Source organism: Proteus sp. STS61-E (genome assembly GCF_040932335.1).
Taxonomy (GTDB): Bacteria; Pseudomonadota; Gammaproteobacteria; order Enterobacterales; family Enterobacteriaceae; genus Proteus; species Proteus mirabilis_B.
Genome location: NZ_JBFQGE010000006.1, coordinates 88,378 through 109,976, shown reverse-complemented (window position 1 = coordinate 109,976; position 21,599 = coordinate 88,378). Strand labels below are relative to the sequence as shown.

The window sequence follows — 21,599 nt, the reverse complement described above, 5'->3', positions numbered from 1 at the left end:
GATTTTCAGGGCGTACTTTTTGCGCTTAATTACTTTTTCGCTTTGTGCTCACAATGAAAGCTCAATGCCTCTTTACCAAGTTCATTCTGTGCTTCTTGCATCACTTCCACTAAAGGCTGAAAATCACGGGAATGATGAGGTAGATGCTTAAAAACAATACTGACAGGCAATTCTATTTCTCCTACTAACGCATCCCACAATGCATCTAGGTTATCGCCAAAATTATCATCTAACTGAAATTGCAGTGCAAAATCCTGATAAAAAGCATCTCTATCTACTAGCGTCTTAAAATCGAAGATAACCTGTTTCATTAAGGAGCAACCTTTGTCATTGTGCGGTAATGATCAGTGGTGACATAAATCAACCCATCATTCGAATAGAGCAATCTGTCGCTACCACGATGACCACAGTGATAATTCACATCAGCTTCATACCACTGGCGTCCTGCTTCTTCTGGTAGCTGTTTTTCACGGTTCATAAAGCGATCACCACCAATTGCTCTTCCCGGCAAAACTTCACATAAGTTACCTTCTTTCGCATTCCAACCTTGTTCTCTTGCCTGTTTTTTAGTGAGATAAAAACTTGGTAGCTGTTGATGACGTTGTAAATAATTAGCCACTGCATTGGCTTGTGTTTTTTCATCAATAGAAAGAGGAAGTTGTGCTGGTTTATTGCTGCTATTACTTGATGATGTTGGAACAGAAACTGGCGATGAAGAGGACGATACATTCGCTTCAGGAAGTAAACCTTTATAGAGAACACCAAATAAAACAGCAATAACAATAATAACTGGTAATAAACGTTTACCCATAAATTAGCACCTTCACTGTCGCTGAGATAAAAAACTCCATCAAAAGATGGAGTTTAATTAATACGTATAAATAACTATAACAAAGATTAAGCAGTACCGCCTACGGTGATCTTATCAAGCTTCAACGTAGGTTGACCCACACCAACAGGGAGGCTTTGTCCTTCTTTACCACAAACGCCAACTCCTTTATCTAAAGCGAGATCATTACCCACCATAGAGACCTGTTGCATAGCTTCAATACCTGAACCAATTAGAGTTGCCCCTTTAATTGGTTTTGTTATTTTTCCATTCTCGATTAAATAAGCTTCTGAGGTTGAGAAAACAAATTTACCCGATGTAATATCAACCTGACCGCCACCAAAGTTTGGTGCATAAATACCGCGATCAACGCTGGCAATAATCTCTTCAGGTGAAGATTTCCCTGCTAGCATATAGGTGTTTGTCATACGAGGCATAGGAAGATGCGCATAAGACTCACGACGTCCATTTCCTGTTGGTGCACCCCCCATTAAACGAGCATTCATCTTATCTTGCATATAGCCTTTTAAGATGCCGTTTTCGATTAAGACATTGTATTGACCCGGAACACCTTCATCGTCAATAGCAACAGAGCCTCGACGACCTTCAAGAGTGCCATCATCAACAATAGTACAAAGCTCGGAAGTGACTTTCTCACCAAGGCGACCAGAAAATACAGAGGTTTCACGACGGTTGAAATCACCTTCTAAACCATGACCCACAGCTTCATGCAATAATACACCTGGCCATCCTGCGCCTAATACTACAGGCATTGTTCCCGCTGGCGCTGCAATCGCTGATAAATTCACTAATGCCATACGTACCGCTTCACGAGCATAAGTAACTGCATGGCTTTCACCATCTGCTTTAGTTAAGAAATAGTCATAACCAAAGCGACCACCGCCACCACTTGCGCCACGCTCACGTTTGCCATCTTCTTCCACCAGCACACTGACAGAAAGGCGAACTAAAGGACGTACATCAGCGGCTAACGTACCATCGGTTGCTGCAACCAACACATGCTCATAAACACCCGTTAATGACGCATTAACTTGTTTAACGCGTTTATCTTCAGCACGAGCGGCTTTATCTACCTCATGCAATAATGCAATTTTCTCTTCACGAGAGAGGCTTTGCAGAGGATCATTTAAGCTGTATAGCGGAGAATGTTGAATAGCACCTAAAGTATGGATACGACCATTACCTTTAGCCTGAACAATACTTCGTGCAGCATGAGCACTTTGGTTAAGTGCGTTAAGCGTTAGTTGGTCAGCATAAGCAAAACCGGTTTTTTCACCATAAATTGCTCTAACGCCAACACCTTGATCAATATTGTAAGAGCCATCTTTAATGATCTGGTCATCGAGGATCCAAGCCTCGTGATAACTTGACTGAAAATAAAGATCACCATAATCAATTTGACGCTGTGCAAGCTGCTCTAGTGTTGATGCTAAATCATCTAAACTAAGTTTGTTTGCTTCCAACAGACTTTCGCTGACAACAGCTAAACTCATAATTCTTCTTTATCCTTAACTTTTTTGATTAAGTGGGTCAGTTTCGGGCGAAAACGGTTATGTTTTACAACTCGGATCTGTTCACGCATACCGTGTAAACTTTCGACGCCAACATTCAGCGTTAGCGCACTGACAGCATCTGGGTTCTTTTTCAAGACTTTACCCCAACCATCAATCGCCATGGTATGGCCCCAAGTCCGGCGCGTATCATGTGTACCCACTTGTGCTGGCGCTAAGATAATACACTGATTTTCAATGGCACGAGCACGTAATAAAGGTTCCCAGTGTGCTTTTCCTGTTAAACGGGTAAAAGCAGCTGGCACAGAGATTATCTCTGCTCCTTTTTCTCTTAATGCTTGGAAAATACCTGGGAAGCGTAAGTCATAACAAATAGTTAAGCCTAATTTTCCAACGGGAGTATCAACGACGGTTAGGCGCTCACCACGTTGATAAATAGAAGACTCGTTATATTCGCCTTGCTCATCATCAATACTGACATCAAACATATGGATTTTGTCATAACGAGCGCGAATAACACCTTCATCATCAAACACCAAGCTACTGCTGGTAATTTGATCTGGAGAGTCTCGACTAATCAATGGCATAGAACCGACTAAGATCCATACTTTGTAACGCTGAGCCATTTTAGCGATAGCATTTTGTAAAGGCCCATCGCCCTGAATTTCAGCGTGTTTATGGTAATCTTTAGAGTTTGAAAAAAGTAACGCATTCTCAGGTGTTAATACAAGCTTCACTGAATCGGGTAATTGCTTAATCTGTTGCTCAATTTGCGCCAGATTATTTTTTGTGTTTTTACCGCTACAAAGTTGCAAAAGTGCGACATTAACTTTTTTCATAACGCCTGATTCTCCTTAAGCTGACGCAGTACTTCGTCAATTTTGGGTTGTTCCATAGTTCCGGTCACATGATAACGGATAACTGAAATCTTACTCCAAAGTGGCCCCAGAACCTTTGATGCCGCAAACACTGCGGCGCCTGCAATTGGGTTTATAGCGAATGCAGTAGCAACACCGACTGTTGCTGAAATCTCTGGCGTTACCACAACTTGTAGGTCCATTTTACGTTCAAGTAAATCAACTTTCCCACTGATTGCAATATCGGCAATAACACCATCAACTCGGACACTATCAGCATTCATAATACCTTGATTAATCGTAATTTCACTCTTAATCGAGTCATACTCAAAATGCTCGCTGAAAGTATCTCTAAAATCAAACTGTAATTTACGTAAAAGTGCATCGAAACTCACAAGGCGAAGTAACTTACCGGCTTGTCCGACATTCACTTCTTCTATCCGCCCTTTACCTAAAGTAGATTTGATATCGCCATTTAAGGTCGCAAGATCAAAATTCCACGGTGTATTATGCCATTGTAATGAAAAATCAGCAGAAAGAGGAGATTGCAAAATAGGAACGATATAACCAAAGTAAGCTGCCATTTCATCAATTTCATCTGCTTTTAGCTTACCCTGTAGCTTTGTGGTGTTGTTTCCTGCGATATCGTCCGACCATTCGCCATTAACATGTAGCTCACCGCTACTATTTACTAATTTACCGTTAGTTAAAAGCAATGTGCCATTACTTTGCTTTAATGAACCTTGAATTTGTCCTAAAAGCAGACCATTTACCCAACATTCTCGACATTCAAAATCAATAGAAGGGATGTTTTTTACAGAAAATTTCAATGCATTAGGATCAGTAGTGTTCGCCATTTTTAACGTTTTTTCTTCTTGGGTAGAAGAGACACCATTAAAATAGAGATAATTAATATTCACTTGCCAAGGTGTTGATGCTTCAGGAATAAACACATCGCCTCGTAATTCATTTCCTGAAAATGCAAATTTTACACCTTCACTAATGCGCATAATTTCAGTTTGAGGATCACGCCATTTTTGCCCTGCAAAATTTAAATCAGGCAAACTAATATGCACATTATCAGGAAAAGTGACTTCATTTTCAGACGGCGTTAAAGACGAAAAAGCCATTAATGTTGGCAACCATTTATCACCTTCTAATCCTTTAAGGGCAATAGTTAAGCGTTGTTGTGAACTCAATTCTGGCAATTTAAGAGAAGAAGAAACAAGGTTACCTTGTAATAATCGTAACTGTTTTCCTAATGCCCACTGACTATTAAGCTTCCACTGTTTCTCAGCACTTGCATTCACGCTTAAGGTTTCACTGTTACCCTTTGCAGAAATAACAATAGGCGGTGAATTTTTTAAATCTAGTGTTTCAGGCGCGGTTAATTTGCTACTTAATGCATTGATATTCCCGGTTAAATCAACTTGATAATCAACATCGCCTTTTTCGGGGATCTTAACATTAACGTTGCCACTCCAAGGAAATACACCCCTAAATTTCTGTTGAATATCGCTAGGCAATCCTTGAATTTTTTGAATATCCCATTGACCTTTCAAGCCGACATCGACCTGATAATTATCCGTATCATTGTGACTTGTAAATGAGAAAGCGAGAGGCTGCCCGAACCAATTAGCCGTTAATGTATCACTCTCAAGTTTGTCATTGTGATAACGAAATTGTCCACTAACGTCTTTTAAGGTGGTATCCATAAAATTCAATGTGACATCATTATTTTTTAAATTAATATCACCTGAAGCAACCACATCTTCACCACCCAAAGGAATATCTAATTTCAATGTACCATTGATTTTCCCTGCGACTTTAAGCTCTTCAAGTGTATGACCAATACTCGCCATTTGAGAATCTAAGAAATACTCTTTCAGCTCGTCGCCTGTGGCTTGAATATCCGCATTAATTAAGATCTTCTCTTGTCGATAGCTCTCAATCACCGCACTTAAATTTGTGGCAGTAGCTTTACCCACTTTCGCTTGTGCAGAAGACATCCATAGCCCATCATTTTTAAAATCTAAATTAATATCTAGATCGAATAATGCAGGCCATTCGCTATCAAATTTAAAGGTGGCGTGTTTGACAGGAGCATAAACTTGGAACCACCCTTTGTGATTATCAAAAGGAAAATCGGCGGGATCGCCATGGAAAATAAAGGTACCATTATCGATATTACCCGCAATAATCGCCTCTGAGAGGTATTGTGTCAGCTCTTTACCAACATACTCTTCTGGCAGATAGCGCCATGCATCTCCTGCATTTGTAACTCTTACACCTGAGAGTATAGAAAGGCGCTGATCTTCACCTTGTTTCTCATAACGAAAATCACCCGCAACCCATGCTGATGTAGCTTGAACATCTAATCCTTCACTCCAAAGAGATAAGTCATCTCCAGAATGAGTCCAATAAACTGCTCCTTTCCCTTTCTCAATATTCAGCGGCGCTTTAAACAATTCGCCAGTATCTATTTCACTGTTTGCTAGAGTGAAATTAAGCTCACCGCGTTGCATACTGCCTTTTAATTGCCCACTGAAATGTTGTACGGAAGGGATCTCTTGCCAACGCTTCCAACCCACATTTTCCCAAGAGAGATTAATCGCGCTTTGCTCGAAATGCTCAGGTGTGAGATCTAATGCAAAATCATTAACTACCCCAGAGAATTGGCGATACTGCCATTGACGAACAAAATCAGGTGTTAAAAAAGAGAATAATGGCAATACAGCATATAGCCTATCTAACTCAATATTTTTGGCACGAATACGCCATGCTTCGTCATGTTGTTTTTCTTTTGGTTGATAAAGAACAGCTAAATAACCATCAGGCCACTCTTCACCATCCATTACAATTTTTCGAGTATAAGGAATATCTGCAAGCCAACCATTTTCTTGCCTTCTCATCCGCAATATTAAGTCTTCAACTTTTAATGCATGCGAGGTTCCATCACTACTCCAGTCCATTTCACCTTGATGAATTTGCAACTGACTTCCGGTAATACGCCCTTGCGTAATTTCAATCCAGTTAGATAAACTCGCTTTGGCTTCGCCTACCCCACTATTATTTTTTACCCACTGACTAAGCCAAGGAGAGATATCAATATCATCTGCGGTAAGAAATACCTTACCGTTATCGATTAAACCGTTCTCTGAGGTATAGAGATCAAGACGTACCTTTAAGCCACCATAATGATTAATCGGTGTATCAAGAGTGACTTCGCCTTGAGCACGATGACGATTTTTTTGATTTAACCACATCAATTCAGGCACATGTAATGTACTGGTGTCTCCTGAAGGGGTTAAAAAAACAAAACGGCTTTCAATCAGTTTAAAGCGATCAAACTGTTCAAGGAAAATGGAAGAAATATCATCAGGTTTAGTTAACGTTATATCCCCACTTTGCCCAGTAAAAATAGGGCTATGGTAATTAACATATAACTGTTCAAAGGTCAGTTCACGAAAATGAAGGCGAAAAGCGAATAATGAACGCCAAACGTCAAAAGAAAAAGTCACTTTTTCTGCCGTAACGTTCACATCTTTATTGGTAATATTCAGTCCTTCAACTTGAATATCAGGACCAAAATTCTGCCACTCCCCCATGATTTTTGTCATGGAAACAGGGCTATTGAGTTGCTTCGTAAGATACGATTCTATTTCAGGACGATAACTATCTAAGCGAGGCAGAAAGTAACGAAATCCGCTTAATACCAAGGCAAAAACGATGAGGCAAAAAACTGTTATCACTAACAGGTATTTAGGCAGCCGCTTCATTTTTGTCTCCTTTCTGCCATCATATTCATTAGGAAGGCGAATCCATTACATCATCACCACATCAAATTGCTCCTGACTATAGAGTAGCTCAGTTTGCACTTTCACTTGTTTACCGACAAAAATTTCAACCTCTGCTAATGCATGTGATTCATCGCCTTTTAATGTGTCTGCCACTGCTGAAGAGGCGTAAACCAAGAAGCGATCTGCATCAATCGTTTTATGCACGCGCACTATTTCACGTAAAATCTCATAACAAACCGTTTCAACTGATTTTACCGTACCTCGCCCTTGGCAAGTTGGGCAGTCATCACAAAGAACATGTTCGAGACTTTCTCGAGTTCTTTTACGAGTCATTTCCACTAAGCCAAGTTGAGAGAAGCCATTAATCGTTGTTTTCACTCTATCTTTACTTAGTGCTTGTTCAAGTGATGCCAATACTCTGCGTTTATGTTCATCATTATTCATATCAATAAAGTCAATAATGATGATACCGCCTAAATTACGTAACCGTAATTGACGAGCAATGGCTTGGCTTGCTTCAATATTAGTATTAAAAATCGTTTCTTCTAAATTTCTATGACCAACAAATGCCCCTGTATTGATATCAATAGTGGTCATTGCTTCAGTTTGATCGATAATTAGATAACCACCTGATTTCAATTCAACTTTACGCTCTAAAGCCCGTTGAATTTCACTTTCTACACCATAGAGATCAAAAATAGGCTGATTGCCTTGGTGTAATTCAAGTTTAGCGGTTAATTCAGGAATATATTCACCAATAAATTCCTGCAATTGATTGTAGGTTAATTTAGAATCAACTCGTATGCTATCTAACTCAGAACCCGCAAAATCACGTAAAATACGCTGTGCTAAAGCCAGTTCGCCATAAATTTGAATGCGAGTTTTATTTCTTTTCTTACGCTCGATGATTTTATTCCATAGGCGTTTAAGAAAAGCGGCATCTTGCTTAATTTCATTCTCGCCAACACCTTCAGCGGCTGTACGAATAATAAAACCGCCATTTTCATCGCAATACTCTTCAACGAGTTGTTTTAAACGCTCACGCTCTTCTTCACTGTCAATTCGCTGAGAAACGCCCACATGAGATGCACCAGGCATAAACACTAAATAACGAGAAGGCAATGTAATATCAGTGGTAAGGCGAGCGCCTTTAGTTCCTAAAGGATCTTTAACCACTTGTACAATTAAGTCTTGTCCTTGATGCACCAATTGCGCAATATCACGAACATTAAATTTTTTCTGCTCTTCACCCGCAATGCATTCAGTGTGAGGCATAATATCAGAAGCATGTAGAAAAGCGGCTTTATCCAGCCCGATGTCAATAAATGCAGCTTGCATCCCGGGTAATACGCGACTTACCCGACCTTTGTAGATGTTTCCGACGATACCTCGTTTCGCTTCTCTTTCGACATGAATTTCTTGAAGTATGCCGCCACGAATATAGGCAACACGAGTTTCAGATGGCGTCACATTCACTAATAACTCAGCTGTCATGAAATCTCCTTCTCATTAGCTAGAGACGAAAATTGAGCTATCAACGCTTCGGTTTCAACAAGAGGCAATCCGACAACAGCATGATAACTCCCCTCAATCCGTTGAACAAAACGGCCTCCTTTTCCTTGAATACCGTAAGCGCCAGCTTTATCCATTGGCTCTCCTGACTCAATATACGCGCTAATCTCACTCTCTGTCATCTCTCTAAAAGTGACGTGTGTGACGACTAATTGACTCAATGTACGTGTTCTATTAGAGATAGCAATTGCCGTCATCACTTGATGTGTTGCGCCTGAAAGTGAACGTAGGATTTGCGCGGCATGAGTTTTATCACGGGGCTTTTCAAGAATATGACCATCATGAACCACAATCGTATCAGAGCCCAAAACGGGATAATCATGAGGTGCTTGTCTTACACCTTCTTGTGATTTTTCTTTTGCCAAACGAAGAACATACTCTTCTGGCTTTTCACCTTGTTGCCAAATTTCATCAATTGCTGGCGTGATAATACTAAATTCAATATCTAATAACGCGAGAAGTTCACGTCTTCTTGGTGAGCTGGAAGCAAGGTAAAGCGTGGTCACAAATAATGTCCTCATGACGGTAACGCAAAAGTGACCGCCATGATCCAATAACTTAGTGAACTAAAAACTGGTGACGGATTTTGCGAAGCAAAAAATAAAGCCATGGCCAAAGAATACCACTGACTGGGCTATTCCAGAATACTTGAGGGTGAAAAGTCACAGGTGAAAGTAAAAATTCCGCCCAGAATACAGTAAGATCAACAACGACAACACTTAACATCACCACTAAGGCTTGTTGCCATAACGCTAAATTACAAAAAAGCTGATATTTAAAGGCGATGACATAACTCACTAAAGTATAAGCCAGTGCATTGACACCCAAGGTCGTTCCTTGGACTAAGTCCATAATCATCCCCAAGACAAATGCAGTTCCGACACTGACACGATGAGGAATAGCTGTTATCCAATAAATAAGAAACAGCATAGGCCAAATAGGTCGATACACTGCTAACTGTTCTGGCCACGGCATAATTTGTAAAACTAATGCGACAAGAAAAGAGAGCCAAACTACCCAACGCCCACGACTTTGATATGGATTCATCGTGTCTACCTACTTCTATTGGTATTTGCAGGTGTATTTGTTGTAGCAGGCGTTGTCGCTGGTGTCTCAGTTCCGTTAGTTCCTTCAGCCGTATTATCTAACGGCTCTTGAGACATAGAACGAGGAAGCGGTGGCCCTGCTTGTTCATAATTAGGTAAAACTTGAGGCATCAGTTGCATTAAACGCTCATTGGCGGCGTGATAAACCTCTGAAGGCAGAGGGGGCTCTCCCGTTTTATCTGATGCATTCCATAATAAAAGCAAATAGCGTAAACGTTGTAGCTCAGCTGATGGACGAACATTAATCACGGAATAAGCCCGTTGATTATCCACTTTGATGGAAGACACCACACCAACCGGATAACCTTCAGGAAAACGACCGCCCAATCCTGATGTCACTAAAACATCGCCTACACGAATATCAATATTGGCAGGTAATGCTTCTAACAATAAATCATCGGCACAACCCGCACCAGAAGCTATAACACGAATATCGTTACGTAAAACTTGTACTGGTAATGCATGAGAAGTGTCACATATTAATAGAACACGACTCGTAAGCTCACTTACGGCAATAACTTGTCCTACAACACCTTTATCACTAATAACAGGTTGTCCTTCATAGACGCCATCATTGGTTCCTTTATCAATAACCACTTGATCTCGATAAGGCGTACTATTACCAGACAGCACTTGTGTCACTGTCATTTGTTCATTTTGGCGCAGTGGTGAACCAAGTAATTCTCGTAAACGGGCATTCTCTTGCTTAAATTGTTCAAGTAATTGGCTTTCTCCGCTGCGAACTAACAACTCTTTTCTTAACGCTTGATTCTCAAATTGTAAACGCTCACGCGTGGCAAATGTTTCTGAAATTTGATCAAGGAAACGGCGTGGACCATTTGCAAGAAAATAGAAGGGGCTAACAGCAGTATCAAGATACTGGCGGACTTTAGAAAATGCGCCAATACGGTTATCTGCAATCAATAAAGAGATAGCGACAACCACGGCGATTATTAATCTTAGTTGCAGGGAAGGGCCCCGGCTAAAAATTGGCTTCATAAACTCTAAGATCACTCACACGGAGAAGTAAAAGAACAGGTGTTAATATTCTCACCAAGGGGGAATCCATTCTCCCTTGTTAGAATTAATCTCAATCTTCGCTAAACAGATCGCCACCGTGCATATCGATCATTTCTAATGCTTTACCACCACCACGTGCAACACAAGTCAGTGGATCTTCAGCCACAATCACCGGAATACCTGTTTCTTCCATTAATAAACGGTCTAGGTTACGTAATAACGCACCACCGCCGGTTAATACCATGCCGCGCTCTGAAATATCAGAAGCCAACTCTGGCGGGCATTGTTCTAATGCAACCATGACCGCACTTACAATACCTGTTAATGGTTCCTGTAAGGCTTCAAGAATTTCATTAGAGTTTAATGTAAAGCTACGAGGTACACCTTCTGCAAGGTTACGACCGCGAACTTCAATCTCATTGACTTCATCAGAAGGGTAAGCTGAACCGATATCGTGTTTGATACGTTCTGCGGTTGCTTCACCAATCAGTGAGCCGTAGTTACGACGCACATAGTTAATGATAGCTTCATCAAAACGGTCACCGCCGATACGAACAGAAGAAGAGTAAACGACACCGTTTAATGAGATCACGGCAACTTCTGTTGTACCACCACCAATATCAACCACCATTGAGCCTGTTGCTTCAGAAACAGGTAGACCTGCACCGATTGCCGCAGACATAGGTTCTTCAATTAAGAACACCTCGCGAGCACCTGCACTTAATGCTGATTCACGGATAGCTCTGCGTTCTACTTGAGTTGCCCCTACTGGTACACAGACTAATACACGAGGGCTTGGACGCATAAAGCTATTGTTATGAACCTGTTTTATGAAGTGCTGAAGCATTTTTTCGGTTACATAAAAATCAGCAATCACACCGTCTTTCATTGGACGGATAGCAGCGATATTCCCAGGTGTACGCCCTAACATCTGTTTGGCTTCATGCCCTACAGCTGCAACACTTTTTGATGTGCCAGCGCGATCTTGACGAATAGCGACAACGGAGGGTTCATCGAGAACAATACCCTGTCCTTTGACATAAATAAGGGTATTGGCGGTACCCAAGTCAATAGACAAATCGTTGGAAAACATGCCACGAAATTTTTTAAACATACGAAAGGATAATCCTGCAAGCCGGGACGGAAAAATCCGTCTACTCTATCAACCACAATAAGCAGCGACAAGGCGCGATTCACTACTTAAATTAAAGTGGACACGTAAATAATCATAAAGGCACAATATTCTACGTTACTTTTCCCAATTGGAGCAGAAAAAAACTGCATAAAAATGGGCTAATTAGAACGATTAACGCATAATTTCGATCCTACGCTGTTCATATTTAAGTTATGTAACAATACAAACAACGTTCACATCAATAAAGAAAAATCTCACTTCGTTGCCAAACTGTGACTCAAAAGTCTCGTTGCAAGTTCAAATAAAATTTATTCATTTGAATAAGCACAATCACTCTATTGATATTAAATGGTGTTTCACCGGCAGAATTTGACTGAGATAACAACCAGAGTACCCACCTCGAATACTTCTAAGGCAACACATTATCTTTATTTCGAGCAATAAAGAGAAATGCTAATTTTTATCCAATCGTAAACCATTAACGGTGTTATCTAATAACCAAGATATAAAACTCAGAATAATCTCTGCACCAATAAACGTAGAACCCCCGTTTATACACTAAAAAAGGATTATTTGTCTCATTATTACAATAGATATTGTGCACAATCACGACGAGATCTAAAAAATCACCTATCATGACACAAATAGAAATCGATGAGGGGTCAAGATGAAAGCATTATTAGTAGAACAAAATGACAATAAACTCAGTGCCAGCGTACAAAGTGTTGATGAGAAAACACTGCCTATTCATGAGGTTATTGTCGACATCCATTACTCAACGCTTAACTATAAAGATGGACTCGCGATCACAGGTAAAGGAAAAATCCTGCGCCAATTCCCAATGGTGCCGGGTATTGATTTTTCTGGTGTTGTTCATCACACCGAAGATCCTCGCTTCCATATTGGTCAACATGTTTTATTAACTGGCTGGGGTGTAGGTGAAAACCACTGGGGTGGTCTTGCACAAAAAGCGGGTGTAAAAGGTGATTGGCTAACTGTAGTGCCAGAAGGGCTCTCTTTAAAAAATGCCATGACAATTGGGACTGCCGGTTTTACTGCCATGCTTTGTGTAATGGCATTAGAACAAGGCAGTATCACTCCTGAAAGCGGTGATATTTTAGTCACAGGAGCCAGTGGTGGTGTCGGAAGTACCGCTATTAGTTTACTAACGGCATTAGGCTACCAAGTTACCGCATTAAGTGGCAGAGCAAGTAACCATGATTATTTACGCAAACTCGGTGCCAAAAATATTATCACTCGTGAAGAGTTTGAACCTGCGGGTAGAGCTTTAGATAAACAACGCTGGGCGGGTGCAATTGATACCGTAGGTGGGCAAATTCTTGCCAATATTCTGTCACAAACAAACTATAACGGAACCGTAGCGGCTTGTGGATTAGCAGGTGGTTTCTCTTTACCAACGACAGTCATGCCTTTTATTTTACGTAATGTTCGCTTACAGGGTGTCGATTCTGTTTATTTTCCAGCAGAAAAACGCGCTCAAGTTTGGCAACGTTTATTAAAATTACTGCCAGAAACGTTCTATCAACAAGCGACAACAGAAATTACCCTTGATGAGGTTCCTCGTTATGCCCAAATGATTATGGATAATCAGGTAACAGGCAGAACCTTAGTAAAACTCTAAATTTCGGTTTTTATCTGCTTATTTCTGGCATTAACTCACCTTATTTAGTGCCAGAATAAGCTTCTTTGTGTGTGAAAGTGATATTGAATTGTGATGCAGATCACATTTATGATATATATTGATGATTAGTCTCAAAGAAGCTCAGATTTCCAGTGACATCAATAAATAACGTAGTGTTATGATTATTTTTTAGACACCTGTTTATTTTGCTTTCTCGCGTTTACAATCTTGTAAAAACTTTTAACTTTTCATCAAAATAAACCCTTCATTCCCTGATTAGACCAGTATTTTGCTGTTATCTTCTGTGAAATGTCTATAATGTCGGACTTTGTGATATGTATCGTAGCATTGGATACAATAAAAGATGACAAAACGAAAAGCACAGGTTATTTTGTCATTTCGTTGACGAATTGACGGAGATAGAAGCATAATGTCGGAAAATTTTCATATTTTGCTCCTGAATGGTCCGAATCTAAACCTGCTTGGAACAAGAGAGCCGGAAACCTACGGACACTTAACTCTGGATGATATCGTTCAAAGTTTGTCAGCAGATGCTCAGGCATTAAATGTGAAACTCAGTCATTTTCAGTCTAACGCTGAATTTGAGCTGATAAATAAAATTCATGCAGCTCGGGGTAATGTCGATTATATATTAATCAACCCTGCAGCTTTCACGCATACCAGTGTTGCACTGCGTGATGCATTATTAGGGGTGAATATTCCATTTATTGAAATTCACCTGTCCAATGTCTACAGTCGGGAGCCTTTCCGTCACCATTCATATCTCTCTGATATCGCAACAGGCGTAATCTGTGGATTAGGTGCAGAAGGTTATCGGTTTGCTTTACAGGCAGCGGTCAGCCGCTTGTCTTAATAAAAAACATCAAAAAGAGTACGGAATCAACTCATGGATATTCGTAAAATTAAAAAACTGATCGAGCTAGTCGAAGAGTCTGGCATTTCTGAACTGGAAATCTCTGAAGGTGAAGAGTCAGTACGTATTAGTCGTAACTCTGGTCTTCAGGGTCAAATGGCTCCTCAGCAATATTTTGCGGCACCAGTGGCACCTCAACCTGCATTAGCAAATGCAGTTGCGCCTGTAGCGCCAGAAACACCAGCAGCTACACCAGCGCAAGAAATCAGCGGTCATGTTGTTCGTTCACCAATGGTCGGAACGTTCTACCGCTCACCAAGCCCTGAAGCTAAGAAATTTGTTGAAGTCGGTCAGCAAGTCAATGTAGGCGATACTCTGTGCATCGTTGAAGCAATGAAAATGATGAACCAGATTGAATCTGACAAAGCGGGTGTTGTTAAATCTATCCTTTGCCAAGACGGCGACAACGTTGAGTTTGACGCTCCACTCTTTGTTATCGAATAACGAGGCAGGTCCATGCTAGAAAAAATCCTCATTGCCAACCGTGGTGAGATAGCACTGCGTATCCTAAGAGCATGTAAAGAGCTTGGGATTAAAGCAGTCGCTGTTCACTCCACGGCAGACCGTGATTTAAAACACGTTCTGCTGGCAGACGAGACTATCTGTATTGGTCCCGCTGCTTCAGCAAAAAGTTACCTAAATATCCCTGCAATTATTGCAGCGGCTGAGATCAGTGGCGCACAAGCCATTCATCCAGGATACGGTTTCCTGTCTGAAAATGCTGATTTCGCAGAGCAAGTTGAACGCTCAGGCTTTATTTTTATCGGCCCAAAAGCTGAAACCATCCGCCTAATGGGTGACAAAGTTTCTGCTATTGAAGCGATGAAAAAAGCAGGTGTTCCTTGTGTACCAGGATCAGACGGTCCTTTAGGTAACGATACTGCGAAAAATATTGAAATTGCTAAACGTATTGGCTACCCAGTTATCATCAAAGCCTCTGGTGGCGGTGGTGGACGCGGTATGCGAGTTGTTCGTTCTGAAAAAGATCTAGAACAATCCATTACAATGACGCGTGCGGAAGCAAAAGCGGCATTTAGCAACGACATGGTATACATGGAAAAATACCTTGAAAACCCACGCCATGTTGAAATTCAAGTCATGGCTGATGGTCAAGGTAATGCAATCTATTTGGCTGAACGTGATTGCTCAATGCAACGTCGTCACCAAAAAGTGGTTGAAGAAGCACCAGCACCGGGTATTACCCCTGAGATCCGTAAAAATATCGGCGAACGCTGTGCGAACGCATGTATTGAAATCGGCTATCGTGGTGCAGGTACATTCGAATTCCTGTATGAAAATGGTGAATTCTACTTTATTGAGATGAACACCCGTATTCAGGTTGAACATCCAGTAACAGAAATGATCACTGGCATCGACTTAATCAAAGAACAGTTACGCATTGCATCTGGCTTACCTTTATCAGTAACGCAAGATCAAGTTAACGTTCATGGTCATGCAATTGAATGTCGTATCAACGCAGAAGATCCAAAAACCTTCATGCCAAGCCCGGGTACAATCACTCGCTTCCACTCACCAGGTGGATTTGGTGTACGTTGGGAATCGCATATTTACGCTGGTTATACTGTTCCACCTCACTATGATTCAATGATTGGTAAATTGATCACTTACGGTGAAACACGCGAAATCGCGATCTCTCGCATGAAAAATGCGTTGGCGGAACTTATCATTGATGGTATTAAAACCAATATTGAACTGCACCAGTTCATTATGAATGATGAGAATTTCCAAAAAGGTGGTACAAACATTCACTACCTTGAAAAACGTTTAGGTTTAGCTGAGAAATAATCGTTCTCGCTTAACAAGAAAAGGCATAGTTTATTCACTATGCCTTTTTTATTGCAGATTTTCTGATGGGTATTTATTTAATAGGAAACCCTTTAAAAGGTTTTATTTCTCGAATACTAAAACTGGTGTTCATCTCTTTAATATTGCCAATGGCTCGCACTTTCATCATTGAAACGTTATGAAAATCTTCCATATCTTTAACGACCAGTTGCAGTATATAGTCATATCGTCCTGAGATATTATGACAAGAAATCACATTATCAATTTTCATTATTTCTTGTTCAAAATGCGCCATATTATCTTCAGAATGCAGATCTAACGTGATATTCATAAATGCATAAAAATTAAACCCTAAATGCTTAGGTTCAATTATTGCTCGATAATTCTTTATCACTCCCTTTTCTAATGCCTTAAGTCGCTTCCAGCAAGCCGGTGGGGATAAAAAAACACGCTTAGCAATTTCCGCATTATTTAATCGCCCTTCTTCTTGTAACAACTTAAGTATCCCCATATCCGTTTTGTCAAGATCCATCCTATTTGCACCTCTGTGACATTAATCAAAATAACGTTTTTATCAAAGATAATTAATTTATAGCTCAATTTTAGCGAATTTTATTAATAAATAAGTCTGTATTGCTTCCAATATGAAGAAATAATTAATCACACTAATTGCTAAAATCATCCTCGAAGTATCGTTATTCAGCTAATACAAAATGATTAGAAATCATGTTCCAAAAATAAACTTAACAAAACAAATACTATAAATTTTACTTTCACATGGGATTACATGTATGACCTTATTAGAACAAAAAGTTGATAGGGCCTCTCTCTCAAAAGAAGAATGGAAAAAATTAACTCGATTTGATAATACCGATATGGGGTGGATTATTATCAGTATCGGTATGGCAATTGGTGCAGGTATTGTTTTTTTACCCGTACAAGTTGGCTTAATTGGGTTATGGGTATTTTTACTCTCTTCTATTATTGGCTACCCTGCCATGTACCTCTTTCAACGCCTATTTATCAATACCCTTGCCGACTCTAAAGAATGTAAAGACTACCCAAGTGTTATCGAAGGCTATCTTGGTAAAAACTGGGGAATGTTTTTAGGTTTACTTTATTTCTTAATGTTGGTGATATGGATTTTTGCTTATCCGACTGCACTTACCAATGATACTGCCTCTTATCTACACACCTTTGGTGTCACAGAAGGATTACTGTCAGAAAATCCATTCTATGGCCTAATTCTTATCTCATTTCTCGTATTAATTGCATCGCGAAGCGAAGAGCTGTTATTTAAAATCTCAAGCTTTATGGTGTTATCTAAATTATTGGTTGTGTTTGCGCTGGGTGTCATGATGATCAGCATGTGGGATCTGTCGAAAAATATCGATACCTTCCCGCCTTTTAGCCTATTAATTAAAAACGCTATTATTACCCTACCTTTTACACTCACTTCTATACTCTTTATTCAATCCCTTAGCCCAATGGTAATTTCTTATCGTGCTAAAAATAAGTCGATTGAAGTCGCTCGCTACAAAGCCCTAAGAGCCATGAATATCTCTTTTGGTACACTATTTTGTGTTGTCTTCTTCTATGCTATTTCTTTTACTTTTGCCATTGGACATGATGAAGCAGTTAAAGCCTATGAGCAGAATATTTCTGCACTAGCGATCGCGGCACAATTTATTGAAGGTGATGCGGCTAAATACGTGACTCCCGTCGGTGTGGCACTCAATATATTTGCATTAATGACCGCATTCTTTGGTGTCTATCTTGGCTTTAAAGAAGCAGTACAAGGCTTAGTCATGAATGCTCTTACTCGTATTATTCCTGCAGAAAAAATCAATCAGAAAGTCCTCTCGCTCTGTATTGTCATTTTCACTGTCGTTATTGCGTGGGGAGCTATTGTTCTTAATCTTCCAGTATTGATGTTCACTTCAATATGTAGCCCTATTTTCGGGATTGTAGGTTGTCTTATTCCCGCTTATTTAGTTTACAAAGTACCTTCATTGCACCGCTATAAAGGTGGATCACTGTATTTAATTATTTTTACGGGCATCCTGCTTTGTATTTCTCCTTTCTTAAAATTTATTTAATTAAATTAGATGTATTAAAGGCTTAACCATGAAATATAACTTTGATGAAATTATAGATAGAAAAGATACCGATGCGTTAAATTATGATGGTTGGCGTCAGTATATTTTTAAAGCAGAGAAAGACGCTCAATTTGCCTTCGCTGATAATGAGTTTATTAGAATGTGGGTTGCAGATATGGATTTCTCTACTCCACCTGAAGTGCTTGATGCCATTAAAGCGCGCCTTGATAGAAAAATATTAGGTTATACCAAAGTGTATGATGACGAGTATTACCAAATATTTAAAGATTGGTGCCAAAGACATTATGATTGGGAAATTAATCCACATGAAATCGTATTATCACCGGGTATTATTCCTGCATTAAATCGCCTAGTGCCTTTATTAATAAAAGAAGATGAAAGTATTCTTATTCAAACACCTTCTTATACCCCCTTTAAACAAGCAGGAGATTATAACTCTCGCCAAGTGATCTACTCTGATTTATTAGAAAAAGACGGTGATTACGCTGTTGATTTTGCCGATATGGAACGCAAAATTAAAGATAACTCACTTAATATTAAGCTCTTTATTTTATGTAATCCTCAAAATCCAACCGGTAAAGTATGGACTGAAGAAGAGCTAATTAAGATGGGGAAACTCTGTGTTGAAAATGATATTTGGATGATATCAGATGAAATACATTGCGATTTATTACGTAACGGAGTGACGCACACCCCTATCGCTAAACTCTTTCCTCATTATGAGAAAATTGTTACCTGCATGGCTCCAAGCAAGACATTTAATCTTGCAGGTAATCTGATGTCTCATATTTTTATTAAAGATGCAGAAGTAAAAAAAGAGTGGCTTCGTCTTTATGATGACTTTATTTCACCATTAAGTTTAGTTGCAACAAAAGCGGCTTATTCTCAATGTGATGAATGGTTAAAAGAGCTAAGAAACTATCTCGATGATAACTTTAAATTAGTACAAGAGTTTACTCAGACTCATTTTCCAAAAGCAAACTTTAAAATACCTGATTCAACCTATTTAGCATGGATTAATTTGGTAGATTATTTACCTGAAGATGTCGATAACCAACAACTTTCACTCTATTTTGCTAATAAAACGGGCATTTTATTAGAAGGTGGAAATATGTTTGTAAGTAATGGCGATAACTATATTCGTATTAACCTTGCTTGCCCTCGCGCCATTATCAAAGAGGGCTTAGAAAGAATAAAGAATGCACTTTAATTTTTAATTTATGAGATGAGTAAAACAAAGAAGAGCACCACTTTTGATTAATTTATTTCAGTGTCTGCTCTTCTTTTTTCCTATTTCCATTACCTTAAGCATCCTATTTGTGGCGATTATTTCAACAGTTTATTGGTTGAATAATATAAAATTTCATCTCTATTTTTATTATTCCATTAAATAGAAACCCATCACTAATCCTTTTAAAACAATAAGATAATCTATTTTTAATACTCCCTTATGACTTTGTGATTAATTTTCACTGAATCAATACTCACTTTCCCGTACAATCCTCCCATTCATTTTTAACCCTATTAAGATTGGGAGAACAGATGGACAAACGTTTTGTTCAGGCCCACAAAGAAGCCCTTTGGGCCCTAATTTTAACTTTTATGTATTTGTTAGGTTGGTTAATGACCGCCTATTTACCTGATAACACACTGGGCATTACTGGTTTACCTCTTTGGTTTGAGCTTTCATGCTTATTCCTACCTGTTTTGTTTTTTCTGTTGTGCTATCTGATGGTGCGCTACTTTTTCAAAGATATGCCGTTAGGAGATGAGCATGACGATGCAAACTGAGGTCATAGTGCCATTGATTGGCTACCTTCTTCTGGTCTTTCTGCTATCGGCTTATGCTTATCGTAAGCGCGAAAAAGGCGAGTTTCTTAACGAATATTTTCTTGGTAACCGCTCAATGGGTGGTTTCGTGCTAGCCATGACTATCACTGCCACTTATGTCAGCGCTAGCTCCTTTATTGGCGGACCGGGTGCTGCCTATAAATACGGTATTGGTTGGGTATTACTTTCGATGATCCAACTTCCCGCTATTTGGCTCTCTCTGGGTGTTTTAGGGAAAAAATTTGCCATTTTAGCGCGCCGTTATAATGCTGTTACCTTAAACGATATGCTTTATGCGCGTTACAAAAGCCGTTTTCTGGTCTGGTTTGCCAGTTTAAGCCTGTTAGTCGCTTTTGTCGGCGCTATGACAGTGCAATTTATTGGTGGAGCGCGTTTATTAGAAACCGCGGCAGGCATTCCCTATGAATTCGGCTTACTGATCTTTGGGATCTCTATTGCACTGTACACTGCAATTGGTGGATTTAGAGCCAGCGTGTTAAACGATGCCTTACAAGGCCTTGTCATGCTACTTGGGACATTTATTCTCTTGTTTGCCATTATCTATAAAGCAGGCGGATTAGATGTTGCAATACAAAAACTCAATGCTATCGATCCTGCATTAACATCCTCACAGGGGGCAGATGGTATTTTAAGTGGTCCATTTATGGCTTCATTTTGGGTACTGGTCTGTTTTGGTGTTATCGGCTTGCCACATACTGCGGTACGTTGCATCTCTTACAAAGACAGTAAAGCCATGCATAAAGGGATCATCATTGGCACCATTGTGATGTCATTATTGATGTTTGGTATGCACTTTGCTGGCGCATTAGGTCGGGCGATCATTCCTGATCTGACTGTTCCTGATCAGGTTATTCCAACACTGATGGTTGAAGTATTACCGCCTATTGCAGCAGGTATTTTTCTTGCGGCACCTATGGCTGCCATTATGTCAACGATTAATGCGCAGCTGTTACAATCGTCAGCAACGTTGGTCAAAGATCTCTATCTCAATATCGTCCCACATGCGATCACAAATGAGAAACGTATCTCTCGTTTATCGAGCCTTTCGACTTTGATTTTAGGTGTGTTACTGCTGTTTGCAGCATGGAACCCACCATCAATGATTATTTGGCTTAACTTACTGGCTTTTGGTGGCTTACAAGCGGTTTTCTTATGGCCTTTAGTTCTTGGGCTTTATTGGGAAAAAGCCAACCGTTATGGCGCGATTGCGGGCATGATCACTGGTGCCACACTCTATGCCACCCTTGCGACATTTAATATCCAGATAGCTGGATTCCACCCCATTGTTCCATCACTGTTATTGAGCTTAGTTGCGTTTCTTGTGGCTAATCGATTTGGAGAGCATACTCTGCCCCAATCAGCATCATTACAGTGAATTCGTTTTTAAAGAGACTA

The 21,599-nt window shown here is 39.9% G+C and carries 19 protein-coding genes; 8 read left to right on the top strand and 11 right to left on the bottom strand.

Annotated elements, in window-relative coordinates; genetic code table 11:
* Positions 1-29: 29 nt before the first annotated feature.
* From AB4J89_RS14295 to mreB, 10 genes are all read right to left on the bottom strand, one after another.
* On the bottom strand, positions 30-311 hold the full coding sequence (locus AB4J89_RS14295; RefSeq protein ID WP_088493812.1) for a barstar family protein: 282 nt from the start codon (positions 309-311) through the stop codon (positions 30-32).
* Positions 311-811, bottom strand: coding sequence for a ribonuclease domain-containing protein (locus AB4J89_RS14290; protein ID WP_088493813.1), 501 nt, complete (start codon positions 809-811; stop codon positions 311-313). Before AB4J89_RS14290 ends, AB4J89_RS14295 begins: the two co-directional genes overlap by 1 nt.
* 86 nt (positions 812-897) lie before the next feature.
* The gene (gene tldD / locus AB4J89_RS14285; RefSeq protein ID WP_368469691.1) at positions 898-2,343 is read right to left on the bottom strand and encodes a metalloprotease TldD; all 1,446 of its coding nucleotides are present in this window, start codon (positions 2,341-2,343) and stop codon (positions 898-900) included.
* Positions 2,340-3,200 (bottom strand): deaminated glutathione amidase, encoded by an 861-nt coding sequence (nit1, locus tag AB4J89_RS14280; protein ID WP_088493815.1) that lies wholly within the window; start codon positions 3,198-3,200, stop codon positions 2,340-2,342. Before nit1 ends, tldD begins: the two co-directional genes overlap by 4 nt.
* Positions 3,197-6,997, bottom strand: coding sequence for an AsmA2 domain-containing protein YhdP (gene yhdP, locus AB4J89_RS14275; RefSeq protein ID WP_368469689.1), 3,801 nt, complete (start codon positions 6,995-6,997; stop codon positions 3,197-3,199). Before yhdP ends, nit1 begins: the two co-directional genes overlap by 4 nt.
* A gap of 45 nt (positions 6,998-7,042) precedes the next feature.
* Positions 7,043-8,512: a ribonuclease G gene (gene rng / locus AB4J89_RS14270; protein ID WP_088493817.1), complete on the bottom strand. Its 1,470-nt coding sequence runs from the start codon at positions 8,510-8,512 to the stop codon at positions 7,043-7,045.
* On the bottom strand, positions 8,509-9,096 hold the full coding sequence (locus AB4J89_RS14265) for a nucleoside triphosphate pyrophosphatase (RefSeq protein ID WP_088493818.1): 588 nt from the start codon (positions 9,094-9,096) through the stop codon (positions 8,509-8,511). Before AB4J89_RS14265 ends, rng begins: the two co-directional genes overlap by 4 nt.
* 52 nt (positions 9,097-9,148) lie before the next feature.
* A complete protein-coding gene (mreD, locus tag AB4J89_RS14260; RefSeq protein ID WP_088493819.1) occupies positions 9,149-9,637 on the bottom strand; it encodes a rod shape-determining protein MreD in 489 nt (162 codons plus the stop codon).
* 5 nt (positions 9,638-9,642) lie between these two features.
* Positions 9,643-10,695, bottom strand: a complete 1,053-nt coding sequence (gene mreC / locus AB4J89_RS14255; protein ID WP_088493820.1) for a rod shape-determining protein MreC — start codon at positions 10,693-10,695, stop codon at positions 9,643-9,645.
* Positions 10,696-10,786: 91 nt separating this feature from the next.
* Positions 10,787-11,830, bottom strand: a complete 1,044-nt coding sequence (mreB, locus tag AB4J89_RS14250) for a rod shape-determining protein MreB (RefSeq protein ID WP_023582893.1) — start codon at positions 11,828-11,830, stop codon at positions 10,787-10,789.
* A 688-nt stretch (positions 11,831-12,518) separates the two neighbouring features.
* Here mreB and AB4J89_RS14245 point away from each other — a divergent pair.
* The 4 genes from AB4J89_RS14245 (at position 12,519) to accC (ending at position 16,233) form a co-directional block, all read left to right on the top strand.
* Positions 12,519-13,493, top strand: a complete 975-nt coding sequence (locus AB4J89_RS14245; RefSeq protein ID WP_368469685.1) for an MDR family oxidoreductase — start codon at positions 12,519-12,521, stop codon at positions 13,491-13,493.
* 430 nt (positions 13,494-13,923) lie between these two features.
* Positions 13,924-14,367, top strand: coding sequence for a type II 3-dehydroquinate dehydratase (gene aroQ / locus AB4J89_RS14240; RefSeq protein ID WP_006535378.1), 444 nt, complete (start codon positions 13,924-13,926; stop codon positions 14,365-14,367).
* Positions 14,368-14,400: 33 nt separating this feature from the next.
* Positions 14,401-14,871, top strand: coding sequence for an acetyl-CoA carboxylase biotin carboxyl carrier protein (accB, locus tag AB4J89_RS14235; protein ID WP_075671489.1), 471 nt, complete (start codon positions 14,401-14,403; stop codon positions 14,869-14,871).
* A 12-nt stretch (positions 14,872-14,883) separates the two neighbouring features.
* Positions 14,884-16,233, top strand: a complete 1,350-nt coding sequence (gene accC / locus AB4J89_RS14230; RefSeq protein WP_088493822.1) for an acetyl-CoA carboxylase biotin carboxylase subunit — start codon at positions 14,884-14,886, stop codon at positions 16,231-16,233.
* Between the two features lie 73 nt (positions 16,234-16,306).
* Here accC and AB4J89_RS14225 read toward each other — a convergent pair whose 3' ends face one another.
* A complete protein-coding gene (locus tag AB4J89_RS14225; RefSeq protein WP_088493823.1) occupies positions 16,307-16,765 on the bottom strand; it encodes an Lrp/AsnC family transcriptional regulator in 459 nt (152 codons plus the stop codon).
* Positions 16,766-17,024: 259 nt separating this feature from the next.
* Between AB4J89_RS14225 and AB4J89_RS14220 the strand changes: the two genes are divergently transcribed.
* The 4 genes from AB4J89_RS14220 (at position 17,025) to panF (ending at position 21,579) form a co-directional block, all read left to right on the top strand.
* Positions 17,025-18,332, top strand: a complete 1,308-nt coding sequence (locus AB4J89_RS14220) for an aromatic amino acid transport family protein (protein WP_088493824.1) — start codon at positions 17,025-17,027, stop codon at positions 18,330-18,332.
* A 28-nt stretch (positions 18,333-18,360) separates the two neighbouring features.
* Positions 18,361-19,563, top strand: a complete 1,203-nt coding sequence (locus AB4J89_RS14215) for a MalY/PatB family protein (RefSeq protein WP_368469682.1) — start codon at positions 18,361-18,363, stop codon at positions 19,561-19,563.
* 332 nt (positions 19,564-19,895) lie between these two features.
* Positions 19,896-20,144, top strand: a complete 249-nt coding sequence (locus AB4J89_RS14210; RefSeq protein ID WP_088493826.1) for a YhdT family protein — start codon at positions 19,896-19,898, stop codon at positions 20,142-20,144.
* Positions 20,134-21,579: a sodium/pantothenate symporter gene (gene panF, locus AB4J89_RS14205; protein WP_088495964.1), complete on the top strand. Its 1,446-nt coding sequence runs from the start codon at positions 20,134-20,136 to the stop codon at positions 21,577-21,579. Before AB4J89_RS14210 ends, panF begins: the two co-directional genes overlap by 11 nt.
* The last annotated feature ends 20 nt before the right edge of the window (positions 21,580-21,599 follow it).

Coding starts and splice junctions, on each gene's coding strand:
- mreC (WP_088493820.1), bottom strand. CDS start 10,695: ATGAAGCCAATTTTTAGCCGGGGCCCTTCCCTGCAACTAAGATTAATA.
- mreD (WP_088493819.1), bottom strand. CDS start 9,637: ATGAATCCATATCAAAGTCGTGGGCGTTGGGTAGTTTGGCTCTCTTTT.
- rng (WP_088493817.1), bottom strand. CDS start 8,512: ATGACAGCTGAGTTATTAGTGAATGTGACGCCATCTGAAACTCGTGTT.
- nit1 (WP_088493815.1), bottom strand. CDS start 3,200: ATGAAAAAAGTTAATGTCGCACTTTTGCAACTTTGTAGCGGTAAAAAC.
- AB4J89_RS14295 (WP_088493812.1), bottom strand. CDS start 311: ATGAAACAGGTTATCTTCGATTTTAAGACGCTAGTAGATAGAGATGCT.
- aroQ (WP_006535378.1), top strand. CDS start 13,924: ATGTCGGAAAATTTTCATATTTTGCTCCTGAATGGTCCGAATCTAAAC.
- AB4J89_RS14225 (WP_088493823.1), bottom strand. CDS start 16,765: ATGGATCTTGACAAAACGGATATGGGGATACTTAAGTTGTTACAAGAA.
- tldD (WP_368469691.1), bottom strand. CDS start 2,343: ATGAGTTTAGCTGTTGTCAGCGAAAGTCTGTTGGAAGCAAACAAACTT.
- accB (WP_075671489.1), top strand. CDS start 14,401: ATGGATATTCGTAAAATTAAAAAACTGATCGAGCTAGTCGAAGAGTCT.
- AB4J89_RS14245 (WP_368469685.1), top strand. CDS start 12,519: ATGAAAGCATTATTAGTAGAACAAAATGACAATAAACTCAGTGCCAGC.
- AB4J89_RS14215 (WP_368469682.1), top strand. CDS start 18,361: ATGAAATATAACTTTGATGAAATTATAGATAGAAAAGATACCGATGCG.
- AB4J89_RS14220 (WP_088493824.1), top strand. CDS start 17,025: ATGACCTTATTAGAACAAAAAGTTGATAGGGCCTCTCTCTCAAAAGAA.
- AB4J89_RS14290 (WP_088493813.1), bottom strand. CDS start 811: ATGGGTAAACGTTTATTACCAGTTATTATTGTTATTGCTGTTTTATTT.
- AB4J89_RS14210 (WP_088493826.1), top strand. CDS start 19,896: ATGGACAAACGTTTTGTTCAGGCCCACAAAGAAGCCCTTTGGGCCCTA.
- panF (WP_088495964.1), top strand. CDS start 20,134: ATGCAAACTGAGGTCATAGTGCCATTGATTGGCTACCTTCTTCTGGTC.
- accC (WP_088493822.1), top strand. CDS start 14,884: ATGCTAGAAAAAATCCTCATTGCCAACCGTGGTGAGATAGCACTGCGT.
- mreB (WP_023582893.1), bottom strand. CDS start 11,830: ATGTTTAAAAAATTTCGTGGCATGTTTTCCAACGATTTGTCTATTGAC.
- yhdP (WP_368469689.1), bottom strand. CDS start 6,997: ATGAAGCGGCTGCCTAAATACCTGTTAGTGATAACAGTTTTTTGCCTC.